Source organism: Pseudomonas sp. 7P_10.2_Bac1 (assembly GCF_025465935.1).
GTDB lineage: Bacteria > Pseudomonadota > Gammaproteobacteria > Pseudomonadales > Pseudomonadaceae > Aquipseudomonas.
The window spans coordinates 146,802-169,731 of the sequence record NZ_JANLNV010000059.1 but is presented as its reverse complement, the minus strand read 5'-3'; the positions used below and the strand labels follow the sequence as shown (position 1 = coordinate 169,731).

Sequence of the window (22,930 nt, the reverse complement as noted above, 5' to 3'; positions counted from 1 at the left end):
CGAGGGCGGCCTGCTTCAACCGTTCATTGCCTGAAAGTGCGCCAACATGCGCGCCGGATCGGCGGTTTTGCCGCTGATCAATTCAAACGCCCTGACCGCCTGGAACACGGCCATGTTGCCGCCATCCAGCGTGCGGCAGCCCAAGGCTTGGGCGTGGCGCAGCAGTTCGGTGTGCAGCGGGAAGTAGACAATCTCGGCCACCCACATGGCAGGGCGCAGCCAGTGTGCCGGCACGGGCATGCCCGGTAGTTTGGCCATGCCCATGGGCGTGGTATTGACCAGCCCGTCGGCACGGGCCATTGCCGTTTCAAGGTCTGTGCCTGCCCGGGCCCGTGTGGCGCAAAAATGCTGGTTCAGATTGTCCGCCAGATGCTGTGCGCGCTCGATGTCCACATCAAAAATATCCAGTTGCTGTACGCCTTCACTGAGCAAGGCATGAGCCACGGCACAGCCAGCGCCCCCCGCGCCCATCTGGACGACGTGCTGCACGGCAACGCCGCTCAAGCCGCGTCGAAATCCTTCAGCAAAACCTGAGCAGTCAGTGTTGTGGCCAATGCGCTTGCCGTCCTTGAATACCACTGTGTTCACGGCCCCGATTCCTCTGGCCTCATCAGACAATTCGTCCAGCCAGGGCAGGACGGCCTGCTTGCACGGATAGGTAATGTTCAAGCCGCTGAAGCCAAGACTTTCTGCGGCTGTCAGCAGGTCGGGCAGGGCGTTGACGTCGAGCTTGAGCGCCTCCAGATCAATCAGTTGATACGTGTAACGCAGCCCTTGTGCCTCGCCTTCGCGCTCGTGCAGTGCGGGTGTGCGGGATGCTTGAATGCCGGCGCCGATCAGCCCGGCCAATACTGACGCTGGTCTTGAGGTCGACATTCGGCTAGCCCTTCAATTGGCGGCTGAGATGTTGCAGCGCGAGGCGATAACCGTTGCTGCCAAACCCGCACAGTACAGCTTGGGCGATGCCCGAGACGAAGGAGTGATGACGAAAGGCTTCGCGGCTGTGAATGTTTGACAGGTGTACCTCGATCACCGGCAACTCACTGGCCACCAAGGCATCGCGAATGGCCACCGAGGTGTGGGTCCAGGCCGCCGGGTTGATCACAATCGCGGCGCAGCGCAGGCGAGCGGCATGGATCCAGTCGAGCAACTCGCCCTCGTGGTTGGTTTGGCGAAACTCGACCTGCAAACCTTCTTCTGTAGCCGTTTTGCCGCACACGTCGGCAATATCGGCGAGCGTTTCATGGCCATAAATGCCGGGCTCTCGAGTGCCCAGCAGGTTCAGGTTGGGGCCGTTCAGTATCAGCACGATAGGGGGCATATCAAGGCAACTCTGCGTTGTTTTTGTGTGGTCGTCTGAGCGGGCTCAGTCGATCGCCTTAAATTGTACCAATCGGTTAATCAGGTCAATTGTGAGGGGAATGACCTGGGCGCTTTCAGCACATTTGTGGGCGTTTATCGAACGTTCTGACCACGCGCCAATATCAATTGAAAATCATTCTCGATAAAAAGTAAGATAGCCGCCCCTTTTCCTTTTGCTCCAGGGAGTCGGTTTGTCGGATATGGACCTCAAGGGCTTGTTCCTCAAGCATGCCAGTACCCTGCGCGGGTATCTGGGGCGCAAGGTACGAGACCCACAGCTGGCAGCGGATCTGGTCCAGGAGAGTTTCTTGCGCCTGGCCGAGCGCGGGCGCAAGGAGCAGATCGACAACACCCCCGGTTACCTTTACCGCGTGGCGGGCAACCTGCTGGTCGACCACATCCGTCAGGAAGCCCGGCGCAAGACCGACTCCGTGGCACAAGAAGAATTGGCCGAGATCGAGGATGAACTGGCAGGGTTGGAGGCCCAGGCGATGGCTGAACAACAGCGCACGGCGCTGAAACAGGCATTGGCAGAACTGCCCGAGCGCACCCAGGAAATTTTCCGGCTCAACCGCATCGAAGGCATGACCCACGCCGAAGTGGCGCGCCACCTTGAAATTTCTGACAGCTCAGTGCAAAAACATCTGTCCAAGGCTTTGGCGTATGTCATGCAGCGTCTGCAAGAACCGGATAAATGACCTGTACCCTGTCGACCAACGGTTTACTGAGAATTGGCAAGCTAGACGTCACTGCTTATACATAACGAGAAATTGAGATTCACACGTGAACAGCCAGGGCAGCGAACAACAGATCATCACTGAGACGGCCGCCGAGTGGGCGGTGCGCCTGCATGCCGGTGAGCTGGACGCAGCCGCACAGGCGCAACTCGAGCAGTGGTTGGCGGCCGATGAGCGCCACACGACAGCCTTGCAGTTCGCCCAGCAGACCTGGGCGGCCATGGGGGCATTGGCCCTGGACCTGCACCTGCAAACATCCGCCCCTCGTCGCCAGCGCCCCAAGTTACCGCACCCGGCGCCAGCCACACGTCGCCGCCGTCCCTTGCGCTGGGCTGCACGCGCCGCCGCGTTGTCACTGGTATTGGCCGTTGGCTGGCTCAGCGGCCCGACCGTGCTGATCAACATGCAGTCTGACTACCGAACCGGTGTAGGAGAAATTCGCACCGTCCAGCTAGACGACGGCAGTTCGGTGGAGCTGGACGCTTCGAGCGCCATCCGCATCGACTATGACACCTACGAGCGCCGTATCAGCCTGCTGGCGGGCTCGGCCGTGTTTGATGTAGCGCCGATGGGCGAGGCTGAGGTTCGGCCCTTTGTGGTGCAAAGTGCTGGTGGGCAAACCAAGGCCCTGGGTACCCAATTCGTCGTCGCTCGCCAAAGCAGTGACCAGGCGTGGGTCGGTGTGCTGCAGCACAGCGTGGCCGTCAGCCTGAAAAAACCGCCCATTCATGGGCCTGTCCGACAGATCCTGCAAGAGGGGCAAAGTGCGCGCTACAGTTCGCAGGACGGGGTAGAGCCTTTGGCGGGCTTCGATTTAAGTGCGGCCACCGGTTGGCGGCGTGGTGTCCTGGTGTTTGACCACCAGCCGTTGGCGCAGGTGGTTGAGCAACTCAACCGCTACCGTCCCGGGCAAATCGTGCTGGCCAACCGCGCGTTGGCAGACCGGCAAGTCAGCGGTGTGTTCCGTCTCGAAATGCTCGACAGCGCCTTACAGACACTCACCCAGGAACTGCACGTCAAACGTGTGCAACTGGCAGGCGTCAGCCTGATTTATTAAACCGTTCCCTTTAGGAGCTTGCCTCGCGATCTTTTGACCTGATCCAAGAGCCCCCTCACCCTAGCCCTCTCCCGAAGGAGAGGGAACCGATTGGGGGATGCTCTCGATTAGCGGTGGCCTGTTTGCTGCGCGGCGTCGAAGACGGCGCGGTCCAGGTGGGTTTGATCAGCCAAATCGGGCTTCTGAAAATTAATCGCAAAAACCTTTACTGACTTTTCCCCACTGGCTCGTCTTGCTATTGAGATTCATTCTCATAACAAAGTATGTAAGCCTGGGGATAACAAAAATGGTCGTTAGTCAGCGCAAAGGAAAGCAGCCCGCAAGCCGGTTAGCCTTTGCTGTACATGTTGGAATATTGGCCGTGTTGGCGGCACACGCACCGGCGCACGCCGTTGAAAAAGTCAGCAGCGCCATTGCGCAAGAATTCATCGCTTTCCACATTCCGGCGCAGCCGCTGGACAAAGCGGTGCTGGTGTTTGCCGAGCAAGCCGGTCTGCAAGTGCTGTTTGACAGCCAGATGCTGAGAGGCTTGGCTTCGCAGCCCCTTAACGGTGACTTCGGTGTGCAAGAAGGCCTGGCACGCCTGCTGGGCAGCAATCCGGTGGAATACCGCTTCACCGGCGAACGCCAAGTGACCCTGACTCGCGTGAGCGGCGAGGCCAAAGCCGCGCTGGCGTTGGGCACTACTTCGGTGACGGCCAGTGAGAACGGCAATGGTGCTGACTGGGTGTACCAGACGCCCCAAGCGGTGTCGGTGATTACCCGCGAGCAAATCAACAAGCGCGCTCCCCGTCATACCGCTGACCTGCTGGAAGAGACTCCCGGTGTGTACACCGCGGTGGACCAGCGTGACCCCGGCTTGTCGATCAATATCCGTGGGGTTCAAGACTATGGCCGGGTCAACATGAACGTTGACGGCATGCGCCAGAACTTCAACGTCAACGGCCACCAGCACCGCAATGGCGTGATGCTGATCGACCCGGAAATGATCTCCGACATTGAAATCGACAAAGGCGCGCAGTCGACCCTGGGCGGTGCTGGCGTCATCGGGGGGATCGCCACCTTCAGGACCCTCGAAGCCAGTGATTTTTTGAAAGACGGCAAAGAGTTTGGCGGGCGCATTCGTGCTGGCAACGGTATTGGCAACATGGGCAACGGCACCTATTTCAACGGTGGCGGAGTGTTCGCCTTTGGTAACGACGTTGGTGATGCTTTGTTTGCCGTGAGCGAGCGGCACTTCGGTAATTACCGCAGCGGGCGGCAGAATGCGGGCAATTTAGGGTCTCAGATCCGGCTCAAGGATGTACGCCGCGAAGCCTGGAAAAGCTGGCTGAAAAGTGAAGTCGGTGACGCAGGCAGCGTGACCCGATCGCAAATGGCCAAGTTCGGTCTCAACCTGCCGAACAACCAGCGTGTGCAGTTGAGTTACCTGAACACTGACAGCGACAGCAATGATGCCTGGACGTATGCCAAGGCAGATGGGTCAGGTTATGACTATGTCCGGCACAGTAAAAACAACCTGAGTACGGCCAACTACGCGATTGATTACAGCTTCAATCCGGACAATGAATTGATTGATCTAAAGGCCAAGCTGTATTACGTCGACACGCAACTGGACCGCGCCAACGCCCGGCATAACGCCACGGCTGACAACGCCTTTGGTGCTTATAAAGACCGTTTCCAGACGGAGACCTGGGGCGGGATGGTGCAAAACACCTCGCTGTTCAACTTCGACACCTATGGCCAGTTGAGCGTGAATTACGGCCTGGAGATGTATCAGGATACATTCACGCCGCGCACCAACAAAGTGGCCGCCGTCAACGAACAATCGCTGCCTTATGTAGAGGGCGCGAACCCCTCTGGCAAACGGACTATGGCCAGTCTGTTCAGTAATCTGGAGTATGACTACGACGGTTGGTTGAACCTGAGCGGTGGTCTGCGCTATGACCGCTATCGCCTGGAAGGTAAAACAGGCATGACGCTATACGAGAAAAATATTGTCCGTTATGAGAACGGCGTGCCTGTGATCAATCTCGATCCGGCCAAACGTGTAGAAAAAATGTATGACGTCGACAATGAGAGCGGTCGTTTTTCGCCAACGTTCGGCATCGCTATCAAGCCCGGAGTGGATTGGCTGCAACTGTATTCTCACGTCGGTAAAGGCTGGCGTCCACCGGCAGTGACAGAAGTATTCATGACCGGGCGTCCCCATGGTGGCGAAGCACCTGAGCGGGTCTTCCCAAACCCTTTCCTCAAGGCTGAAGAGTCCAAAGACTGGGAGGTAGGTTTCAATATCTTCAAGGAGTCGTTGTTTTTCAATAATGACCGACTGGGGATGAAAGTCTCGTACTTTGATAATCGGATCAAAAACTTTTCATTTATGCAGTACGGTATTTCATTGCCGGAAACGACAACTAGTAATTTTGGCGATCTGGCGTACGTTAATAACTTGAATGATACACGCTTTCGAGGGGTTGAATACCAAGCCAATTATGATATGGGGCGTGTTTACACGAACTTGAGCTATACCCATATGATTGGTAGTAACGATTTTTGCTCCAAGCGCTACTACATGGGGGGAGCAAAAAAATATGGGAAAAAACTTAAGAGTTATATTGAGCGTTATACCCGGCCAGATGGGAAAATAGGTCTTCGCCCTGTCAGCGAAAGTGAATGGCTGGATGATGAAGTGAATAACAACGCAGTCGATTGCGGCGGAATAATGGGCAATGCAGCCTATATGCCTGCGGATCGAGGTTCATTAACGGTTGGTGCGCGCTTCCTGGAGCGGCGTCTGGATGCAGGCGTTCGCCTGCGTTACAGCCCAGGTAACGGCAAGGATCTAAATGCACACAGCTATAAGTCCATTGAACAGGCGATGTGGCCAAAATACAGTGTCTATGACCTGTATGCCAGTTATTGGATGACTGATGATTTTAATATTTCGTTGGTGATGGAAAACGCTACGGACGAAGCCTACTTTGTTGCCATGGGGGATGTTAATAACTTGAGTCTGGCGCGCGGACGAACACTGAGCGGTATGCTCGAATATAAGTTTTAAGAAATAAGCGATATTTCTTAACAAGGAATTTACCCTGTCGGGTAAATGCACACTTGGGTGTGCGCTCACTAAAACTTTCCAAGGAAGAGGTTACGGTATGACTGTTTCAATTACATACAGCTCTGCATTCGGTGATATTTCCATTAAAGACGTGCTCAGTGTCTGGTCCACAGGCTTCAAAACAGCCGGCCATGGCACAGGCAATACCGGTGGGTTTAACACGGGTGATGGCAAATATGATGGCGAGCAATACGCTACTTCTGGTGCCAATAACTCTGAATATGCTTACATCGCCGGTAGCGATACGGATAATGGTTTGCACTATGTGTATAACCCACTTGTGTCGCCTGGCGACAATATGAATCACTATTTGTGGGGTGAGTTGGACAGCGTCCAATTGGGCACTGGATTGACCGGTGGTAAAGGCAGCGATTTTGCACTTCAAGACTATTTTGTCTCCTTCAACGGCCTCGACCTGTCTGCCGCCAGCGATGCTGGCCGTGCTGGCAACGCCGTTCAGGACGTGATCTACGGCCTGATGCGCGGCAACGTGGCGGGCTTGGAAGGCGTGCTCAACACCCTGCTGAGCGAGTTCAACCTGAGCACCGATTCGACCTTCGACCAACTGGCGGCTGCTGGTTTGGCGCACGCCGACACCGCGTTTGCGGCTGATATCGGTCTGGTTGGTGTGCAAGACGCTGCTCAAGACTGGGCGCTGGCGGCTTAACACGGGCACGCCCTGTTTTCACAGGCTTGAACCCGATCCTATGGGAGCGGGCTTGCTCGCGATGACCTCGCTGGCGAGTCAACTCCCGCAGTTTTACCGGTGATTTCTCCACGGAACCCTCTTCATGACCCGGCCCAAAGCCCATGTCGCCAACGAGATGCGGGCTGCCTTGACGGCCTACAAGCGTGCTTTTTTCAGTATCGGCCTGTTCTCGGCCGTGATCAATTTACTGATGCTGGCCCCGGCGCTCTACATGTTGCAGGTGTATGACCGGGTGTTGGCGTCGGGCAATGAAATGACCCTGTTGATGCTGACGCTGATGATCCTCGGCCTGTTTGGCCTGATGGGCGCGTTGGAATGGGTGCGCAGCCAGGTGGTGATCCGCCTCGGCACGCAAATGGACATGCGCTTGAATCAGCGCGTGTACGACGCCGCCTTTGAGGCGCAATTGCGCACCGGCAACCCGGCGGCCGGGCAGGCGCTCAATGACCTGACCAGCCTGCGCCAGTTCGCCACCGGCAATGCGCTGTTTGCGTTTTTCGATGCGCCGTGGTTTCCGGTGTATCTGTGTGTGATTTTTATGTTCAGCCCGTGGTTGGGGCTGCTGGCCCTCGGCGGCGCGGTGCTGTTGATGCTGCTGGCGTGGCTCAATCAGCGGGTGTCGCAGGGGCCGCTCAAGGTCGCCAGCGAGTTGTCGGTCGAAGCCACTCAGCAAGCCAGCGCGCACCTACGCAATGCCGAAGCCATTGAGGCGATGGGCATGCTCGCGACGTTGCGCGGGCGTTGGCTGGCGCAGCACACGGCGTTTTTGGCACAGCAGAACCTGGCCAGTGAAAAAACCGCCAGTGTCGGCGCCTGGTCCAAAGGTGTGCGTCTGGCCCTGCAATCCTTGGTATTGGGTCTGGGCGCATTGCTCGCGGTGCAAGGGCAGATCACCGCCGGGATGATGATCGCCGGCTCGATTCTCATGGGCCGGGTGCTGGGCCCTATCGATCAGTTGATCGGTGTGTGGAAGCAATGGAGTTCGGCGCGCCTGGCCTATCAGCGTCTTGAAGCCTTGTTGCAGGCGCATCCGGCGCGGCCACCGCGCATGGCGTTGCCCGTGCAACGCGGTGAGTTGGCGGTCGAACAGCTCAGCGCCAGCGCACCGGGTACGCGGCGCGCAACGTTGGCCAACCTGAGTTTCACGTTGCCCGCCGGGCAAGTGCTGGGCGTGATCGGGCCGTCGGGTTGCGGCAAATCGACCCTGGCGCGTTTGCTGATTGGGGTTTGGCAGCCGTTGGCGGGCAAGGTTCGACTGGACGGTGCGGAGCTGTCGCAGTGGGACAAACAGCAACTCGGCCCGCATCTGGGGTATTTGCCCCAGGACATTCAGCTGTTTGCCGGGACCATCGCACAGAACATCGCACGCTTCGCAGAAGTTGATTCCGACAAAGTGCTGGCTGCGGCGCAACTGGCGGGCGTGCATCAACTGATTGTGCAAATGCCTGAAGGCTACGACACCCGTCTGGGTGAAGGCGGTGCTGGGCTGTCGGGTGGGCAGAAGCAACGCATCGGCCTGGCCCGTGCCCTGTACGGTTTACCCGCGCTGATCGTGCTCGATGAACCCAATTCCAACCTTGATGACGCCGGGGAGCAAGCCTTGCTACAGGCCATTGCCCAACTCAAACAGCTCAAGCGCACGCTGATTTTGATTACCCACAAACCCAACGTGCTGACCCTCACCGATCAACTGTTGATCCTGCGTGACGGTCAGTTGCAAGCCTTTGGCCCCACCGCCAAGGTGCTCGCCGCGCCCAAGCCCGCCGCGCCTAAACCGGCGATGAACGTGAGCTACCGGCTTGGCACCGTAGAGGTGAGCAAGGCATGAGTGCTGCAAACGTTAAACAGGTCTCTGATAGCAACGTGCTGCAACTGGATGACACCCGCTATGCGCGCCTTGGCTGGCTGCTGATGCTTGGCGGTTTTTTGGGGTTTCTCGCCTGGGCTGCCTTGGCACCGCTGGACAAAGGCGTCGCGGTGTCGGGCAAGGTCATGGTGTCGGGCCATCGCAAAGTGGTGCAGCACCCCAGCGGCGGGATTGTTGAGCGCATCGATGTGCGCGATGGCGACAGCGTGCAAGCCGGGCAAGTGCTGATCCGGCTCAAGGAAACCCCGCTGCTGGGGCAGGCGCAGTCGCTGCGTAGCCAGTTCTATGGCTCGTTGGCCAGCGAGGCGCGGCTCAATTCCGAAGTTGAAGGCGCCGCGCGCGTGAGTTTTCCGCCTGAGTTGATGGCGCTGCAAAGCGAACCCGAGGTGGCGTCGAACCTGGCACTGCAACGTCAATTGTTCACCAGTCGACGTCAGGCGTTGCTGCTCGATCAGCAAGGCATCGGCGAAAGCATTGCCGGTACTGAGGCGCAACTGCGTGGGGTGCGTGATTCACAAGCCAATAAAGTGATGCAGCGCACGGCGCTCGACGAGCAACTGCAAGGCCTGCGCGAGCTGGCCCGTGAAGGGTATATCCCGCGCAATCGGCTGTTGGACAGCGAGCGGGTCTACGCCCAAGTGCTGGGTTCGATCAGTGAAGACTATGGGCGTATCGGTCAATTACAGCGTCAGGTGCAGGAAATGCGCCTGAAAATTCGCCAACTGACTGAGGAATATCAGAAAGAGGTGCGCACGCAACTGGCTGATACCCGCGTGCGTACCGAAGACCTGCGCAACCGCTTGGCCTCAGCGGAATTCGAGCTGGCCAACAGTCAGTTACGTGCGCCAGTGGCGGGGATTGTGGTCGGCCTGGACGTGTTTACCGAGGGCGGGGTGATAAGGCCGGGCCAGGCCGTGATGGAAATCGTGCCGCAGGGAGAGCCGTTACTGGTTGAGGCGCGGGTGCCTGTGGAACTGGCGGACAAAGTCCACGCCGGGTTGCCGGTAGAACTGATGTTCAGCGCCTTTAGCCAAAGCACCACGCCCCGGGTGGCAGGCGAGGTGACGCTGGTATCGGCAGACCGTCAAGTCGATGAACGTACTGATGAACCGTATTACACGTTGCGGGCGCAGGTCAGCGCCGAGGGCCTGGCGCAACTGGCCGGGCAACAGATTCGCCCCGGCATGCCGGTCGAGGCCTTTGTGCGCACCGGTGAGCGCTCGATGCTCAATTACCTGTTCAAGCCGCTGCTGGACCGCACGCACATGGCCTTGGTGGAAGAATGAACGTGCGTCGAATGTGCAGCGGGTTATTGATGCTCTGTGCCGCGCTGGCTAGCCCGGCACAGGCGTTGGGTTTGCTTGAAGCCTATGATTTGGCGGTGCACAACGATCCCACGTTCCAGGCGGCCATAGAAGAACGGGCGGCAGGCCAGGAAAACCGAGCCCTCGGGCGTTCAGCGCTGTTGCCGACGCTGGCGTGGAACTACACCAACTCGCGCAATGAGTCTGAAGTCACGCAATCGCACACGACGACCGATCGCGATTACCGCAGTTATGCGGCGACGTTGACCTTGCAGCAACCACTGCTGGACTACGAGGCCTACGCACGCTTTAAGCAAGGCGCAGCGCAGGCCCTGCTGGCCGATGAGCGTTTTCGCAGTAAAAGCCAGTATTTGGCGGTACGGGTGTTGAGTGCCTACAGCCAGGCCTTGCTGGCGCAGGAGCGGATTGAGCTGAGTCGGGCGCAGAAACGGGCGTTTAGCGAACGCTTGCAACTTAACCAGCGGTTGTTGAAAGGCGGGGAGGGCACCCGTACCGATGTGCTTGAAACCCAGGCACGCTTGAGTTTGGCGGTCGCTCAGGAAATCGAGGCTCAAGACGCACTGGACGCCGCATTGCGCGAACTTGAGGCCATGCTGGGGGAGCCGTTGCAGGTGGAGCAGCTTGATCCTTTAGTGTCATTGCCGCATTTTGCGATCCAGCCGTTGGAGCCGCAGCGTTTTGAAAGCTGGCGCGAACTGGCGCTGGCCAATAACCCGGAACTGGCCTCGCAGCAGCATGCCCTGACCTCGGCCGAGTATGAGGTGGAGCGTCGCCGGGCCGGGCACTTGCCTAAGCTCAGCCTGTACGCGAGCAGTCGGCAAACCCGTTCGGACTCCGAGAGCACTTACCAACAGAAGTACGACACCAATAGCGTTGGCATTCAGTTCAGCGTGCCCTTGTTTGCCGGTGGTTCGGTATCGGCATCGACCCGTCAGGCGGCGCGGCAATTGTCTCAGGCGCAGTACGAATTGGACGCGCAGACTGCGGCGACCCTGGTGGACTTGCGCAAGCAGTACAACCTCAATAACAGCGCGGCGGCCAAGGTACGGGCGTATGAAATGGCCGTGCAGTCCGCCAGCGCGTTGGTCAATGCTACGCAGAAAAGCGTGAGTGGCGGGGAGCGGGTCAACCTGGACGTTTTGGATGCCGAGCAGCAGTTGTACAGCGCCAAGCGCGATTTGGCTGAAGCGCGGTATGCCTATTTACTTGCCCGGGTGCAGCTAAAGTGCTATGCGGGTTTATTGAATGACGCGGATTTGATGCAGGTGGCGGGGTATTTCAGCAGGACTTGAAAACCGCCCTCACCCTAACCCTCTCCCAGAGGGAGAGGGGACTGACCGAGTTGTTTTCAAGTGCATCGCTGTTGCTGGTAGACCGCCAAGCTTCTAAAGCAACCCCCGATGGGCGCCCTCTCCCTTAGGGAGAGGGCTGGGGTGAGTAGCAAGCCGCTTAACGACGAACCAACATCACACCCGATTCCATATGGTGCGTCCACGGGAACTGGTCAAACACAGCGCAACGCTCAATACGATGGGTATCGTGCAGTTGGGCGATGTTCTCGGCCAGGGTCAGTGGGTTGCAGGAAATGTACAGGATGTTGTCAAAACGCCGGGTCAACTCGCAGGTGTCCGGGTCCATGCCCGCACGCGGCGGGTCGACGAAGACGCTGCCGAATGCGTAGCTTTTCAGGTCGATACCCTGCAAACGGCGGAACGGGCGGACTTCGTTCAGGGCTTCAGTCAGTTCTTCTGCCGATAAACGCACCAGCTTAACGTTATCCACAGCGTTGTCGCTGAGGTTGTTCAAGGCGGCGTTCACCGAGGTCTTGCTGATTTCCGTGGCCAGCACGTTGCGCACGCGGGTCGCCAGCGGCAGGGTGAAGTTGCCGTTGCCGCAGTACAACTCCAGCAAGTCGTCCGATCGCTGGCCCAAAGCTTCGTACGCCCAATTGAGCATCTTCTGGTTGACCGTGCCGTTTGGCTGGGTGAACGCGCCTTCCGGTTGCTGATAGGTGAAGGTGCGGCCCGCGATCTCGAGTTTTTCGACCACGTAATCACGGCCAATCACCACGCGCTTGCCTTTGGAGCGGCCAATGACGCTGATATCCAGGTCTTTGGCCAATTGCTCTGCGGCGTTTTGCCAGTGTTCGTCGAGCGGGCGGTGGTAGCACAACGTGACCATCGCATCACCGGCCAAAGTGGTCTGGAACTCCACCTGGAACAGCTTGTTGCTCAGCGCTGCGCTGGCTTGCCACGCGGCCTTGAGCTGCGGCATCAATTGGTTGATGCGCAGGCTGGCAATCGGGAACTCGTCGATCAGGATCGGCGTGCGTTTGTCGTCCTGGGCGAACATCGCATAGTGCCGCTCGCCGGCTTCGCGCCACAGGCGGAATTCGGCGCGCAGGCGGAAGTGTTTCAACGGCGAATCAAACACCTGGGGCTCAGGCGCATCGAACGGCGCTAGAAGCTCGCGCAGACGCTGGGTCTTGGCCTCAAGTTCCAGGGCGTAGGTAGCAGAATCAAACGGCAAAGCACTCATGCGTTAAACCAACCCAGCTTGACCACAAACAGTATCGACAGAATGATCAGCGGCGCATTCAGCTCACGAACGCGGCCGGTCAGCAACTTGATCACCGTCCAGGAAATAAAGCCGAAGGCGATGCCGTTGGCGATGGAGTAGGTGAACGGCATGGCCAGCGCGGTGATCACCACCGGGGCGGCAACGGTCACGTCTTCCCATTCGATTTCAGCCAGGCCGCTCATCATCAGCACGGCCACGAACATCAGCGCAGGCGCGGTGGCGAACGCCGGAACGCTGGCCGCCAATGGCGAGAAGAACAAGGCCAGCAGGAACATCACGCCGACCACGATGGCGGTCAGGCCGGTACGGCCACCGGCGCTCACGCCCGCTGCCGATTCGATGTAGCTGGTGGTGGTCGAGGTACCCAGCAACGAACCGGCCATGGCTGCGGTGCTGTCGGCGATCAGGGCGCGGCCCATTTTGGGCATGTGCCCGTCTTTGCCCATCAGGCCGGCGCGCTTGGCAACGCCGATCAGGGTGCCGGAGTTGTCGAACAGGTCAACGAACAGGAAGGCAAAAATCACGCTGATCAGACCGACGTCCAGTGCACCTTTGATGTCCAGTTGCAGGAAAGTCGGGGCCAAGGATGGCGGCATCGACATTACGCCACCGAAGTCGGTCACGCCCATGACGATAGAGGCAATGGTCACCGCCAGAATGCCGATCAGTACTGCGCCGCGCACTTTCAGTGCTTCCAGAGCCACGATCAGGGCAAAGCCCAAGGAGGCCAGTACCACTTTTGGCTGAGTCAGGTCGCCCATGCCCACCAGGGTCGCCTTGTTGGCCACCACGATCCCGGCGTTACCCAGTGCGATCAGCGCCAGGAACAGGCCGATACCCGCGGCAATGGCCGAGCGCAGCGGCAGCGGGATGCTGTGGATGATCCACTCGCGGATGCGGAAGATCGACAGCAGGAAGAACAACACCGCCGAGATAAATACCGCACCCAGCGCCACTTGCCAGGTGTGGCCCATGTGCAGCACCACGGTGTAAGTGAAGAAGGCGTTCAGGCCCATGCCCGGCGCGAGTGCGATCGGGTAGTTGGCAATGATGCCCATGATCGCCGAACCAATGGCGGCTGCCAGACAGGTCGCGACAAATACCGCGCCTTTGTCCATCCCGGTTTCGCCGAGGATGCTCGGGTTCACGAAGAGGATGTAGGCCATCGCCAAAAAGGTGGTGATACCCGCAAGAATCTCGGTCCGCACATTGGTGTTATGTGCCTTGAGTTGAAACAGCCTTTCCAGCATGCCAGTCCCCGTGGCGCCGCCGGCGCCGTGATTGAATCGTTTTCGACAGCAAAGCACAGGCGGCCAGGGCCTGAGTTTTTTCTGTCTGTCGGAAAAAGCCGCGCATCATACCAGCAGCATGAACGTCTGGCTGCTTTGCTGACCGAACGGCGCGATGTTTTGTAACGCCAGGTAGGAAGGCATACTGCGTGCCAGTTATCGGAGGAATCCATGAAACACACCATCAACGCTTTCATCGCGGGTTTGTGGCTATTGATCAGCGCTGGGGCAGGCGCGGCACCGGCGATGCCATTGAGCCAGATCGAAATTCTCAAGGTGGCCTCTGGCTCGGGGGCTGTAGAGGATGTGTCGGACGGGCGCGAGCAGACCAAAATGCAGCACCGTGGGCCGCATATAAAGGTGTATGTGCTGGAACGTGGCTACGGACGACAGCCGACCGTGACATTTGATGGGCAGACGATCAACGGAGCGCGCACACCGGTCTGTAACAAAGGAGAGGGATTGGTGACCTGCGACGGTGCAGGCACCACGGTGGGTTACGTCTACACCTTCGACCTGGGTAACAACGCGCAAGGCTGGTTCCAGTTCAGTAACACCTCACTGGTTGCTCCGTTCACCCGGCTGGGTGCGCAGTTGCACATCAATTAGCCTGGCCTGTAGTCGCTGCTTGCGGCAGCGACTACACGGTGTCAATCCTCAACCAGCCGATCACGCTTGGCCAGGCCTGGGAACAGTTTTATCCACAGCCCGGCGATAAACAGCGTGCCCACCCCGCCCAGCACCACCGCAGGCACGGTGCCCATCCAGTGGGCGGTAACGCCCGATTCAAATTCGCCCAGTTGGTTGGATGCGCCGATAAACAGCCCGTTGACCGCACTGACCCGCCCGCGCATCTCATCCGGGGTTTCCAGCTGCACGAACGAGGCGCGGATCACCATGCTGATCATGTCTGAAGCGCCGAGGATCACTAACACCAGCATCGAGAACCAGAACGAGGTCGACAGTCCGAAGGCGATGGTCGCTACGCCAAACACCCCGACAGCGGTGAACATGGTGCGCCCCACCTTGCGCTCGAACGGAAAGCGCGCCAGCCACAGCGACATCAGCAGCGCGCCAACCGCCGGGGCTGAGCGCAGCATGCCCAGGCCCCACGGGCCGGTGAGCAGAATGTCTTTGGCAAATACCGGCAACAACGCGGTCGCACCGCCCAAAAGTACGGCAAACAGATCCAGTGAGATGGCACCGAGGATGTCTGGGCGACTGCGGATAAAGCGAATCCCTGCCAACAGCGAGTGCAGCGTTGCTTTGCCTTTATTCAGTGCGACCTGACGCGCTGGCAGGTTGCTCATTAACAGTGCAGCAATCAGGTACAGCACCACGCTGGGGCCGTAGACCCACACGCTGCCAAATGCATAGAGCAAACCGCCAAACGCGGGGGCCACGATGGTTGCCGATTGCTGCGCCGCCTGGGCTGCGGCCACGGCGCGGGGGAACAAGGCCACGGGCACGATTGAGGGCAGCAAGGCTTGGGTGGTGGGTTGCTCGAAGGAGCGGGCGGCACCGAGCAAAAACGCCAGGACAAAGATCATTTCACGGGTGATGTCGCCGTGAATGCTGCTGATCGCCAGCGTCAGGGCGATCATTGCTTGCAGTGTCTGGCACAGGGCAGCCACGCGGCGACGGTCATAACGGTCGGCCACATGCCCGGTGTGCAGCATAAACAGTACGCGTGGCGCAAACTCGATCAGCCCCACCCAGCCCAGGTCCATCACGTTGCCGGTGATCTGGTAAAGGTTCCAGCCAATGGCAACGGTCAGCATCTGAAAGGCGCTGGCGGTGAAGATACGGGCAAACCAGAAGGCCACAAAAGGCCGGTGATGACGTAACAGAAGAGGCTGGCTGGTCATTGAAAGGTCGTGGCAGAGGGCAGGGGACGTCGAGATTATCACTTTTCTGTAACAAATAATGACTCGCCCTCACGCAATCCGAAAACCGCCCGACGGTCGCGCCAAAAAATCTTGTCGGCCATTACACGCTCTGGCTGCAACTGTCTATTTCAGGGCCTGGGACAACCTGTCACGCGACAACCAGCCACATTAGCCACACGCCGAGAATGGACTACTCTTTCAGCAATGTTTGATCCAGGTCAAAGCCCGCCGGGCTTTTACTGGAGTGGCCAGACGGCCTGATTCCCTTGCGTGGTGGCCAGCAGTGCGAGCGCAGATTCGCAAAGGCCATTGCTCGTGGGGCTGTTGGACACCGGCGTCCTGTCGGTGCCCTGACAACCTGATACCTGATAGAGGAAGACTTATGTTCGGTTTGGAGGCTCTCGATCTCGCCCGAATTCAGTTCGCGTTCACCGTATCGTTCCACATTCTATTTCCTGCCATCACCATCGGTCTCGCCAGTTATCTCATGGTGCTCGAAGGCATGTGGCTGAAAACCCGTGACGATACGTACCGTGACCTGTACCACTTTTGGTCGAAGATTTTTGCAGTCAACTTTGGCATGGGCGTGGTTTCTGGCCTGGTCATGGCGTACCAGTTCGGGACCAACTGGTCGCGCTTCTCTGACTTTGCCGGGGCCGTTACCGGGCCGTTGCTGACCTATGAGGTGCTGACCGCATTCTTCCTTGAAGCGGGTTTTCTGGGCGTCATGCTCTTCGGCTGGAACCGTGTCGGTCGCGGCATGCACTTCTTCTCCACCATTATGGTGGCCGTCGGTACGCTCATTTCGACCTTCTGGATTCTGGCGTCCAACAGCTGGATGCAAACCCCGCAGGGCTACGAAATCATTGATGGTCGCGTGATACCGGTCGATTGGCTGGCGGTGATCTTCAACCCGTCGTTCCCGTACCGTCTGGCGCACATGGCCACCGCCGCTTTTGTCGCCACAGCGTTCTTCGTTGGTGCTTCGGCCGCCTGGCACCTGTTGCGTGGGCGTAATACGCCAGCCATTCGCCGTATGTTCTCGATGGCAATGTGGATGGCCCTAGTGGTTGCTCCCATCCAGGCGTTTATCGGCGATGCCCACGGCTTGAACACGTTGAAATATCAGCCGGTGAAAATCGCTGCGATTGAAGGTCACTGGGAAAACAAGCCCGGCGAGCCTACACCGCTGATTCTGTTCGGCATCCCGAACATGAAAACCGAAACCACCGACTACAAGATCGAAGTGCCATACCTGGGCAGTTTGATCCTGACCCACAGTCTGGATAAACAGATCCCGGCGATGAAGGACTACCCGGCGGCAGATCGTCCGAACTCCACCATCGTGTTCTTTACCTTCCGCATCATGGTCGGGCTGGGCATGTTGATGATCGTTATCGGTCTGTGGAGCGTGTGGCTGCGCAAGCGCGGCACGCTGTATGAGAACCGCTGGTTCCTGAAACTGGTGCTGTGGATGGGGCCGTCCGGGCTGATCGCCATTCTGGCGGGCTGGTTCACCACGGAAATTGGCCGTCAGCCGTGGGTGGTTTACGGGTTGATGCGCACCGCAGACGCCTCGTCCAACCACAGCGTGACGCAAATGAGCATCACCCTGATCATGTTTGTGCTGGTGTACTTCTCGCTGTTTGGCGTCGGGATTGGCTACATGATGCGTCTGGTACGCAAAGGCCCGATTGCCCATGAGGGCGATGGTCAGCCTTCGGGTGGCCCTGGCCAGCAACGCACGCCTGCCCGTCCTTTGTCGGCTGCTGTTGAAGGCACGGATGAAGGTTACAGCGACAGCCTGAAGAAGGGGAACTGAGTCATGGGTATTGATCTGCCACTTATCTGGGCAATCATCATCATCTTTGGCGTCATGATGTACGTGGTCATGGATGGTTTCGATCTGGGGATCGGCATCCTTTTCCCTTTTATTAAAGGAGAGAAAGACCGCGATGTGATGATGAACACCGTCGCCCCCGTCTGGGACGGCAACGAAACCTGGCTGGTACTGGGCGGCGCGGCGTTGTTCGGTGCCTTCCCGCTGGCTTATTCGGTAGTGCTGTCGGCACTGTACCTGCCGCTGATCCTGATGCTGGTCGGTTTGATCTTTCGTGGCGTGGCCTTCGAGTTCCGCTTCAAGGCCAAGGCCGACAAACGTCACATCTGGGACAAAGCCTTTATCTGGGGGTCGATCATCGCGACGTTCTTCCAGGGCGTGGCGCTGGGTGCCTTTATCGAAGGCATCCCGGTGGTCAACCGCGAATACGCGGGCGGCGGCCTGGACTGGCTGTCACCGTTCAGCGTGTTCTGCGGGCTCGGCCTGATCGTGGCGTATGCCTTGCTCGGCTGTACCTGGCTGATCATGAAGACAGAAGGGCCCTTGCAAGAGCGTATGCACAATCTGGGTCGGCCATTGGCGGTGGTGTTGCTGGTGGTGATGGGCATTGTCAGCCTGTGGACACCGCTGGCGCACAGCGAGATTGCCGCACGCTGGTTCACCCTGCCTAACCTGTTCTGGTTCTTGCCGGTGCCGATTCTGGTGCTGGTGACGATGTACGGTTTGTTCAAGGCGATTGCCCGTAACGCGCACTACACGCCGTTCCTGCTGACCCTGCTGCTGGTGTTTCTGGGGTACAGCGGCCTGGGTATCAGCCTGTGGCCGAACATTATCCCGCCGTCGATTTCGATCTGGGAAGCTGCTGCTCCGCCGCAAAGCCAAGGCTTTATGCTGGTGGGCACCTTGTTCATCCTGCCGTTCATCCTGGGTTACACCTACTGGAGCTACTACGTGTTCCGCGGCAAGGTGACCCACGAAGACGGATACCACTAGCCGCAAGTGCCGCTGCGCCCCGACGGGCGCAGCCTTTTCTCAAGAGGAGTGCCTGAGATGGCTGGCAAGAATTACCTAAACGATGTGCAGGAAGCCGAGAAAAAACCACTGTGGCAACGCATTGGTTGGCTGTTGTTGATCTGGACCGCCAGCGTGGCGAGCCTGGCGGTGTTCGCCATGTTGATCCGTCTGTTCATGACTGCTGCGGGCATGAAAAGCCATTGAGACATACGGCAGGAGCGAGCTCCTACAAGGGTATGTGGCGTCAGATCGGGCAGGTCACGCTTGTGCCGTCGATGGCGCAGTCACCTTGCGGGTTTTTTGCCGGGTATTGCGGGTGGTTAATCGCGGAATAAAGATCACCCCGTCCTGTAGGAGCGAGCTTGTCTCGCGAGCTTTTAAAGATCAAAAGATCGCGAGACAAGGGTATGTGGCGTCAGATCGGGCAGGTCACGCCCGTCCCGCCGATGGCGCAGTCACCTTGCGGGTTTTTGCCGGGTATTGCGGGTGGTTAATCGCGTAATAAAGACCACCCCGTTCTGTAGGAGCGAGCTTGCCTCGCGAGCTTTTAAAGATCAAAAGATCGCGAGACAAGCTCGCTCCTACAAGGGGTGTGGCGTCAGATCGGGCAGGTCACGCCTGTGCCGCCGATGCCGCAGTCACCTTGCGGGATTTTTGCCGGTTATTGCGGGTGGTTAATCGCGTAATAAAGATCACCCCGTCCTGTAGGAGCGAGCTTGTCTCGCGAGCTTTTAAAGATCAAAAGATCGCGAGACAAGGGTATGTGGCGTCAGATCGGGCAGGTTACGCCTGTGCCGCCGATGCCGCAGTCACCTTGCGGGATTTTTACCGGGTATTGCGGGTGGTTAATCGCGTAATAAAGACCACCCCGTCCTGTAGGAGCGAGCTTGCCTCGCGAGCTTTTAAAGATCAAAAGATCGCGAGACAAGCTCGCTCCTACAGCGGTTTGGTGTTTTGGGATTACTTGCGCGCCTTGAGGATGACGAACTTGGGCGTTGCGGCCACTTGTTCGACACCCCGAAACAGCTTGGCCAGCTTGCTGTGATAGCCCAAGTGACGATTGCCCACAATGTACAGCGCCCCTCCGACCACCAGCGCCTCACGGGCTTGCTGGAACATGCGCCAGGCCAAAAAATCGCCGACTACCTGTTGCTGATGAAACGGCGGATTGCACAGCACTACATCAAGTGAGTTCGGTGCTTGCCCGGCCAAGCCGTCGCCCGCACGGATATTCACGTCGCGATCACCCAGCGCTGCCTGCCAGTTCTCCCGCGCAGACTGCACCGCCATGAATGACTCATCAACCAGCGTGTACTGTGCCTGCGGATTGCTCAGGGCGCTGGCGATGGCCAGCACGCCATTACCGCAGCCCAGATCCGCCACTCGGGCCGAACCCAGGTTGCGTGGCAAATGCGGCAAAAAGGCGCGAGTACCGATATCCAGTCCTTCGCGGCAGAACACGTTGGCGTGGTTAAGCAGCTCGATGGCAGGCTTGTCCAGGGAGTAACGCGAAGGGTAGGGCGAGGTAAACGGGCCCAGGTCTTGAGGAGTGGCAATCAGCAAACGGGCTTTTTTTACCGCCAGCGACGCTTGCACCGAGCCAATGTAACGCTCCAGCAAATCACCGGCTGCACGCGGCAAGTGCTTGATCATTGCGCCGGCAATGACCTGTGCGCCGGGGGCCAGTTGCCCTTGCAGACGGATCAGTTGCTCTTCGAGCAGTGCCAGGGTTTTAGGGACTTTTACCAGTACGCAGTCGAACGGGCCTGTCAGCGGTTGGCTGGCTGGAATGATTGTGACGGCATCAAATGCCTGGCCGTTGCGCACCAGGTTCTTTTCCAGGCCTTGAATGGCAAGGAATGAGTCGCTGCTGCTGGTCACATGCTGGGTGCTCGCCAGGCTGACCGCCAGAGCCCCAAAGCTGTCATTGAGCACCAGAACCCGGCTGTTGGCTGGCAGCGCCAGTTCGGCCATGTGGTTGAGCAGGTACTCGTCTGCCGCGTCGAAGGCCTGTAGCGGCTCGTTCTGTTGTTCTGGCTGACGGATCAGGTGGAGTTGGGCGAAAGGACTTTCGAGCGCAGGCATTTAAACAAACTCTGGGGAATCGAGGGTTGTTTGAGGGGGACACACAAGCAGTCAAACACTCCTGGAAGCCGTGGCATTTTCAGGTAGGGGCGATTTTACGTTTTTTTAACGGAGATTGCCCGGCGCTTTTATTGTTGTGAGCGCCGGCCCTGCACAGGCTCCGTTTTACAGCAGGCCGAGTTTGGCGGCGATAACCACCGCAGACGTTTTGTTGGTGGCTCCCATTTTGCGCATCGCGCTGCTGATGTGAAAGTTCACGGTTCGCGGTGTCAGGTTCAGGATCATGCCAATATCAGACGCCGTTTTGCCTTGAGCCGTCCACTTCAGGACTTCTGACTCACGCACCGACAGGTGATTGTTGGGGTCATTCAATCGCATGTCTATGAAGAAGTTTTCGTACATCGCCATGTGCAGCTGGTGGCATAGCCACAACAAATTGCCAACCTTCTCGTTGAACTCCTGGGGGGAGATGTGTGAGCAGCGACGGCTCAGGCTCAGTATGCTGAAGGTCCCCTTGGAGTCGTGAGCTGACAACGACCATCCGTAATTGAGTCCATATGAGTATGAGACCTCTTGGAGCTCAGGCGTTTCACTGAATAGCTTGTGATCCCAGACCAGTGGGTCAATCGATCGCTTGAAATGGTTTTCAATGGGGTTTTTATGAGAGAGACAACTTGCGTCAAACGTGTCGATGAATTCAGTTGGGTGGTTGGTAAGTATTTTTCTATCTGATTGGATGTCTCCATATTGTGTAGTCATTCTGAACAGAAAGTTATCAAATCCGTACAGCTCTATCCGATTGCGGGTATAGGTGAGCAAATTAGATTCGCCTTGCAGCGTAAGTTCTTGTTTCGTATAAACACGGTTCGCTGTACCCATAATGCCGGCACTTCCAGAAAGGTGGATCCAATGTGAATTCTAATAGTAGATGATAAGTCTTAAGTGGATGTAAGAATTTTCTACATCGATCTCAAGAGTAATTGCTCTATTATTTTAAAGTTTTGAAGTTTTATGGCTTGCTGATTAATAGTTGTAATAAGGTTTTTTTGACGCCGGTTTTTTGTTGTTTTATGTGTGTGGCAGTATGTTCAAAATCTAAAACGCTTGCACTGTATAAACGGTTGAAAGTTGGTCGCGGCAATGACTGTCCAGGCTCCGTTTCTAGCCAGGCGCAAAGCCATCACAAACCGTCGGTGTTCCTTGCAGCGTGTTTGCGCGACACTAGGGCATTAGCCCAACGGAGCGCACCATGACCGCCAGCGCAGATAAGTTCACCCAGCAGACGCTTCTCGATGTTAAGCCCCTGACGCCCAGCCTATTCACCCTGCGCACTACCCGTGACCGGGGGTTTCGCTTTCGCGCCGGGCAGTTCGCAAGGCTCGGCGTCACCAAAGCGGATGGCAGCACGGTATGGCGTGCCTATTCCATGGTGTCTTCCCCGCATGACGAGTTCCTGGAGTTCTTTTCCATTGTGGTGCCGGGAGGGGAGTTCACCAGCGAGTTGAGCCGGTTGCAGGTGGGCGATACGTTGATGGTTGACCGCCAGGCCTTTGGTTATTTGACTCTGGATCGGTTTATTGATGGCCGCGACTTGTGGTTGCTGGCAACGGGCACCGGTATCGCACCGTTTATTTCGATCCTGCAGGACTTTGAAGTGTGGGAGAAGTTTGAGCGGATCATTCTTGTGTACAGTGCGCGTGAGAAGTGTGAACTGGCGTACCAGGATTTGATTGGCGAGTTGGGGCAGCGCGACTACTTGGCAGAGTATGCCCATAAGCTGACCTATCTACCGATCGTGACTCGCGAGTCACTGCCTGGTGTATTAAACGGGCGTATAACGACGTTGATTGAAAACGGTGAACTTGAACGCGCTGCGGGTGTTGAATTAACGCCAGAGCACTCACGCGTCATGTTGTGCGGTAACCCGCAAATGATTGATGACACGCGCAAGCTATTGAAAGATCGAAACCTGCAACTTAGTTTGACGCGTCGGCCCGGTCAAGTTGCCGTTGAGAACTACTGGTAGTTGTATTAAGCAAAGAGTGTATAAAACAA

General features: G+C 57.8%; 19 protein-coding genes. 12 read left to right on the top strand and 7 right to left on the bottom strand.

Features of this window, described 5'->3' with window-relative positions; genetic code table 11:
* Positions 1-15 precede the first annotated feature (15 nt).
* Both NTD86_RS11980 and aroQ read right to left on the bottom strand, forming a co-directional pair.
* A complete protein-coding gene (locus tag NTD86_RS11980) occupies positions 16-876 on the bottom strand; it encodes a shikimate dehydrogenase (RefSeq protein WP_262202436.1) in 861 nt (286 codons plus the stop codon).
* Between the two features lie 4 nt (positions 877-880).
* Positions 881-1,321 (bottom strand): type II 3-dehydroquinate dehydratase, encoded by a 441-nt coding sequence (gene aroQ / locus NTD86_RS11975; protein WP_262202435.1) that lies wholly within the window; start codon positions 1,319-1,321, stop codon positions 881-883.
* Positions 1,322-1,553: 232 nt separating this feature from the next.
* Here aroQ and NTD86_RS11970 point away from each other — a divergent pair, with 232 nt between their 5' ends.
* From NTD86_RS11970 to NTD86_RS11940, 7 genes are all read left to right on the top strand, one after another.
* A complete protein-coding gene (locus NTD86_RS11970) occupies positions 1,554-2,060 on the top strand; it encodes an RNA polymerase sigma factor (protein ID WP_262202434.1) in 507 nt (168 codons plus the stop codon).
* A gap of 85 nt (positions 2,061-2,145) precedes the next feature.
* On the top strand, positions 2,146-3,156 hold the full coding sequence (locus tag NTD86_RS11965; protein ID WP_262202432.1) for a FecR family protein: 1,011 nt from the start codon (positions 2,146-2,148) through the stop codon (positions 3,154-3,156).
* 286 nt (positions 3,157-3,442) lie between these two features.
* Positions 3,443-6,217 carry a TonB-dependent receptor gene (locus NTD86_RS11960; protein ID WP_262202430.1) on the top strand — a complete coding sequence of 925 codons (2,775 nt, stop codon included), beginning with the start codon at positions 3,443-3,445 and terminating at the stop codon, positions 6,215-6,217.
* A gap of 97 nt (positions 6,218-6,314) precedes the next feature.
* A complete protein-coding gene (locus tag NTD86_RS11955) occupies positions 6,315-6,944 on the top strand; it encodes a heme acquisition protein HasA (protein ID WP_153332224.1) in 630 nt (209 codons plus the stop codon).
* A 124-nt stretch (positions 6,945-7,068) separates the two neighbouring features.
* The gene (locus NTD86_RS11950; RefSeq protein ID WP_262202429.1) at positions 7,069-8,814 is read left to right on the top strand and encodes a type I secretion system permease/ATPase; all 1,746 of its coding nucleotides are present in this window, start codon (positions 7,069-7,071) and stop codon (positions 8,812-8,814) included.
* Positions 8,811-10,139 carry an HlyD family type I secretion periplasmic adaptor subunit gene (locus tag NTD86_RS11945; protein WP_262202427.1) on the top strand — a complete coding sequence of 443 codons (1,329 nt, stop codon included), beginning with the start codon at positions 8,811-8,813 and terminating at the stop codon, positions 10,137-10,139. Before NTD86_RS11950 ends, NTD86_RS11945 begins: the two co-directional genes overlap by 4 nt.
* Positions 10,136-11,470 (top strand): TolC family outer membrane protein, encoded by a 1,335-nt coding sequence (locus NTD86_RS11940; RefSeq protein ID WP_410016975.1) that lies wholly within the window; start codon positions 10,136-10,138, stop codon positions 11,468-11,470. Before NTD86_RS11945 ends, NTD86_RS11940 begins: the two co-directional genes overlap by 4 nt.
* A gap of 157 nt (positions 11,471-11,627) precedes the next feature.
* Here NTD86_RS11940 and trmA read toward each other — a convergent pair whose 3' ends face one another.
* Complete coding sequence (gene trmA / locus NTD86_RS11935) at positions 11,628-12,716, bottom strand: tRNA (uridine(54)-C5)-methyltransferase TrmA (protein ID WP_262202425.1); 1,089 nt, start codon at positions 12,714-12,716, stop codon at positions 11,628-11,630.
* The gene (locus tag NTD86_RS11930) at positions 12,713-14,008 is read right to left on the bottom strand and encodes an NCS2 family permease (RefSeq protein WP_262202423.1); all 1,296 of its coding nucleotides are present in this window, start codon (positions 14,006-14,008) and stop codon (positions 12,713-12,715) included. Before NTD86_RS11930 ends, trmA begins: the two co-directional genes overlap by 4 nt.
* Positions 14,009-14,218: 210 nt before the next feature.
* Between NTD86_RS11930 and NTD86_RS11925 the strand changes: the two genes are divergently transcribed.
* The gene (locus tag NTD86_RS11925) at positions 14,219-14,656 is read left to right on the top strand and encodes a YolA family protein (protein ID WP_262202422.1); all 438 of its coding nucleotides are present in this window, start codon (positions 14,219-14,221) and stop codon (positions 14,654-14,656) included.
* A 41-nt stretch (positions 14,657-14,697) separates the two neighbouring features.
* Here the strand turns inward: NTD86_RS11925 and NTD86_RS11920 are convergent, their stop codons facing one another.
* Positions 14,698-15,915 carry an MFS transporter gene (locus NTD86_RS11920; RefSeq protein ID WP_262202421.1) on the bottom strand — a complete coding sequence of 406 codons (1,218 nt, stop codon included), beginning with the start codon at positions 15,913-15,915 and terminating at the stop codon, positions 14,698-14,700.
* 403 nt (positions 15,916-16,318) lie between these two features.
* On the opposite strand from NTD86_RS11920, the gene NTD86_RS11915 reads away from it, so the two are divergent.
* Genes NTD86_RS11915 through NTD86_RS11905 form a run of 3 tightly spaced genes read left to right on the top strand, consistent with a single transcriptional unit; the run spans position 16,319 to position 18,994 of the window.
* Complete coding sequence (locus NTD86_RS11915) at positions 16,319-17,758, top strand: cytochrome ubiquinol oxidase subunit I (protein WP_262202420.1); 1,440 nt, start codon at positions 16,319-16,321, stop codon at positions 17,756-17,758.
* A gap of 3 nt (positions 17,759-17,761) precedes the next feature.
* Positions 17,762-18,769, top strand: coding sequence for a cytochrome d ubiquinol oxidase subunit II (cydB, locus tag NTD86_RS11910; protein ID WP_262202418.1), 1,008 nt, complete (start codon positions 17,762-17,764; stop codon positions 18,767-18,769).
* Positions 18,770-18,826: 57 nt separating this feature from the next.
* Entirely contained in the window at positions 18,827-18,994 is a 168-nt protein-coding gene (locus tag NTD86_RS11905) for a DUF2474 domain-containing protein (protein ID WP_262202416.1), read from the top strand.
* Between the two features lie 756 nt (positions 18,995-19,750).
* Here NTD86_RS11905 and NTD86_RS11895 read toward each other — a convergent pair.
* Both NTD86_RS11895 and NTD86_RS11890 read right to left on the bottom strand, forming a co-directional pair.
* Positions 19,751-20,875 carry a methyltransferase gene (locus tag NTD86_RS11895; RefSeq protein ID WP_262202415.1) on the bottom strand — a complete coding sequence of 375 codons (1,125 nt, stop codon included), beginning with the start codon at positions 20,873-20,875 and terminating at the stop codon, positions 19,751-19,753.
* 165 nt (positions 20,876-21,040) lie between these two features.
* Positions 21,041-21,754 (bottom strand): autoinducer binding domain-containing protein, encoded by a 714-nt coding sequence (locus NTD86_RS11890; protein WP_262202413.1) that lies wholly within the window; start codon positions 21,752-21,754, stop codon positions 21,041-21,043.
* Positions 21,755-22,124: 370 nt separating this feature from the next.
* On the opposite strand from NTD86_RS11890, the gene NTD86_RS11885 reads away from it, so the two are divergent.
* The gene (locus NTD86_RS11885; RefSeq protein WP_262202411.1) at positions 22,125-22,901 is read left to right on the top strand and encodes a ferredoxin--NADP reductase; all 777 of its coding nucleotides are present in this window, start codon (positions 22,125-22,127) and stop codon (positions 22,899-22,901) included.
* Positions 22,902-22,930: the final 29 nt, after the last annotated feature.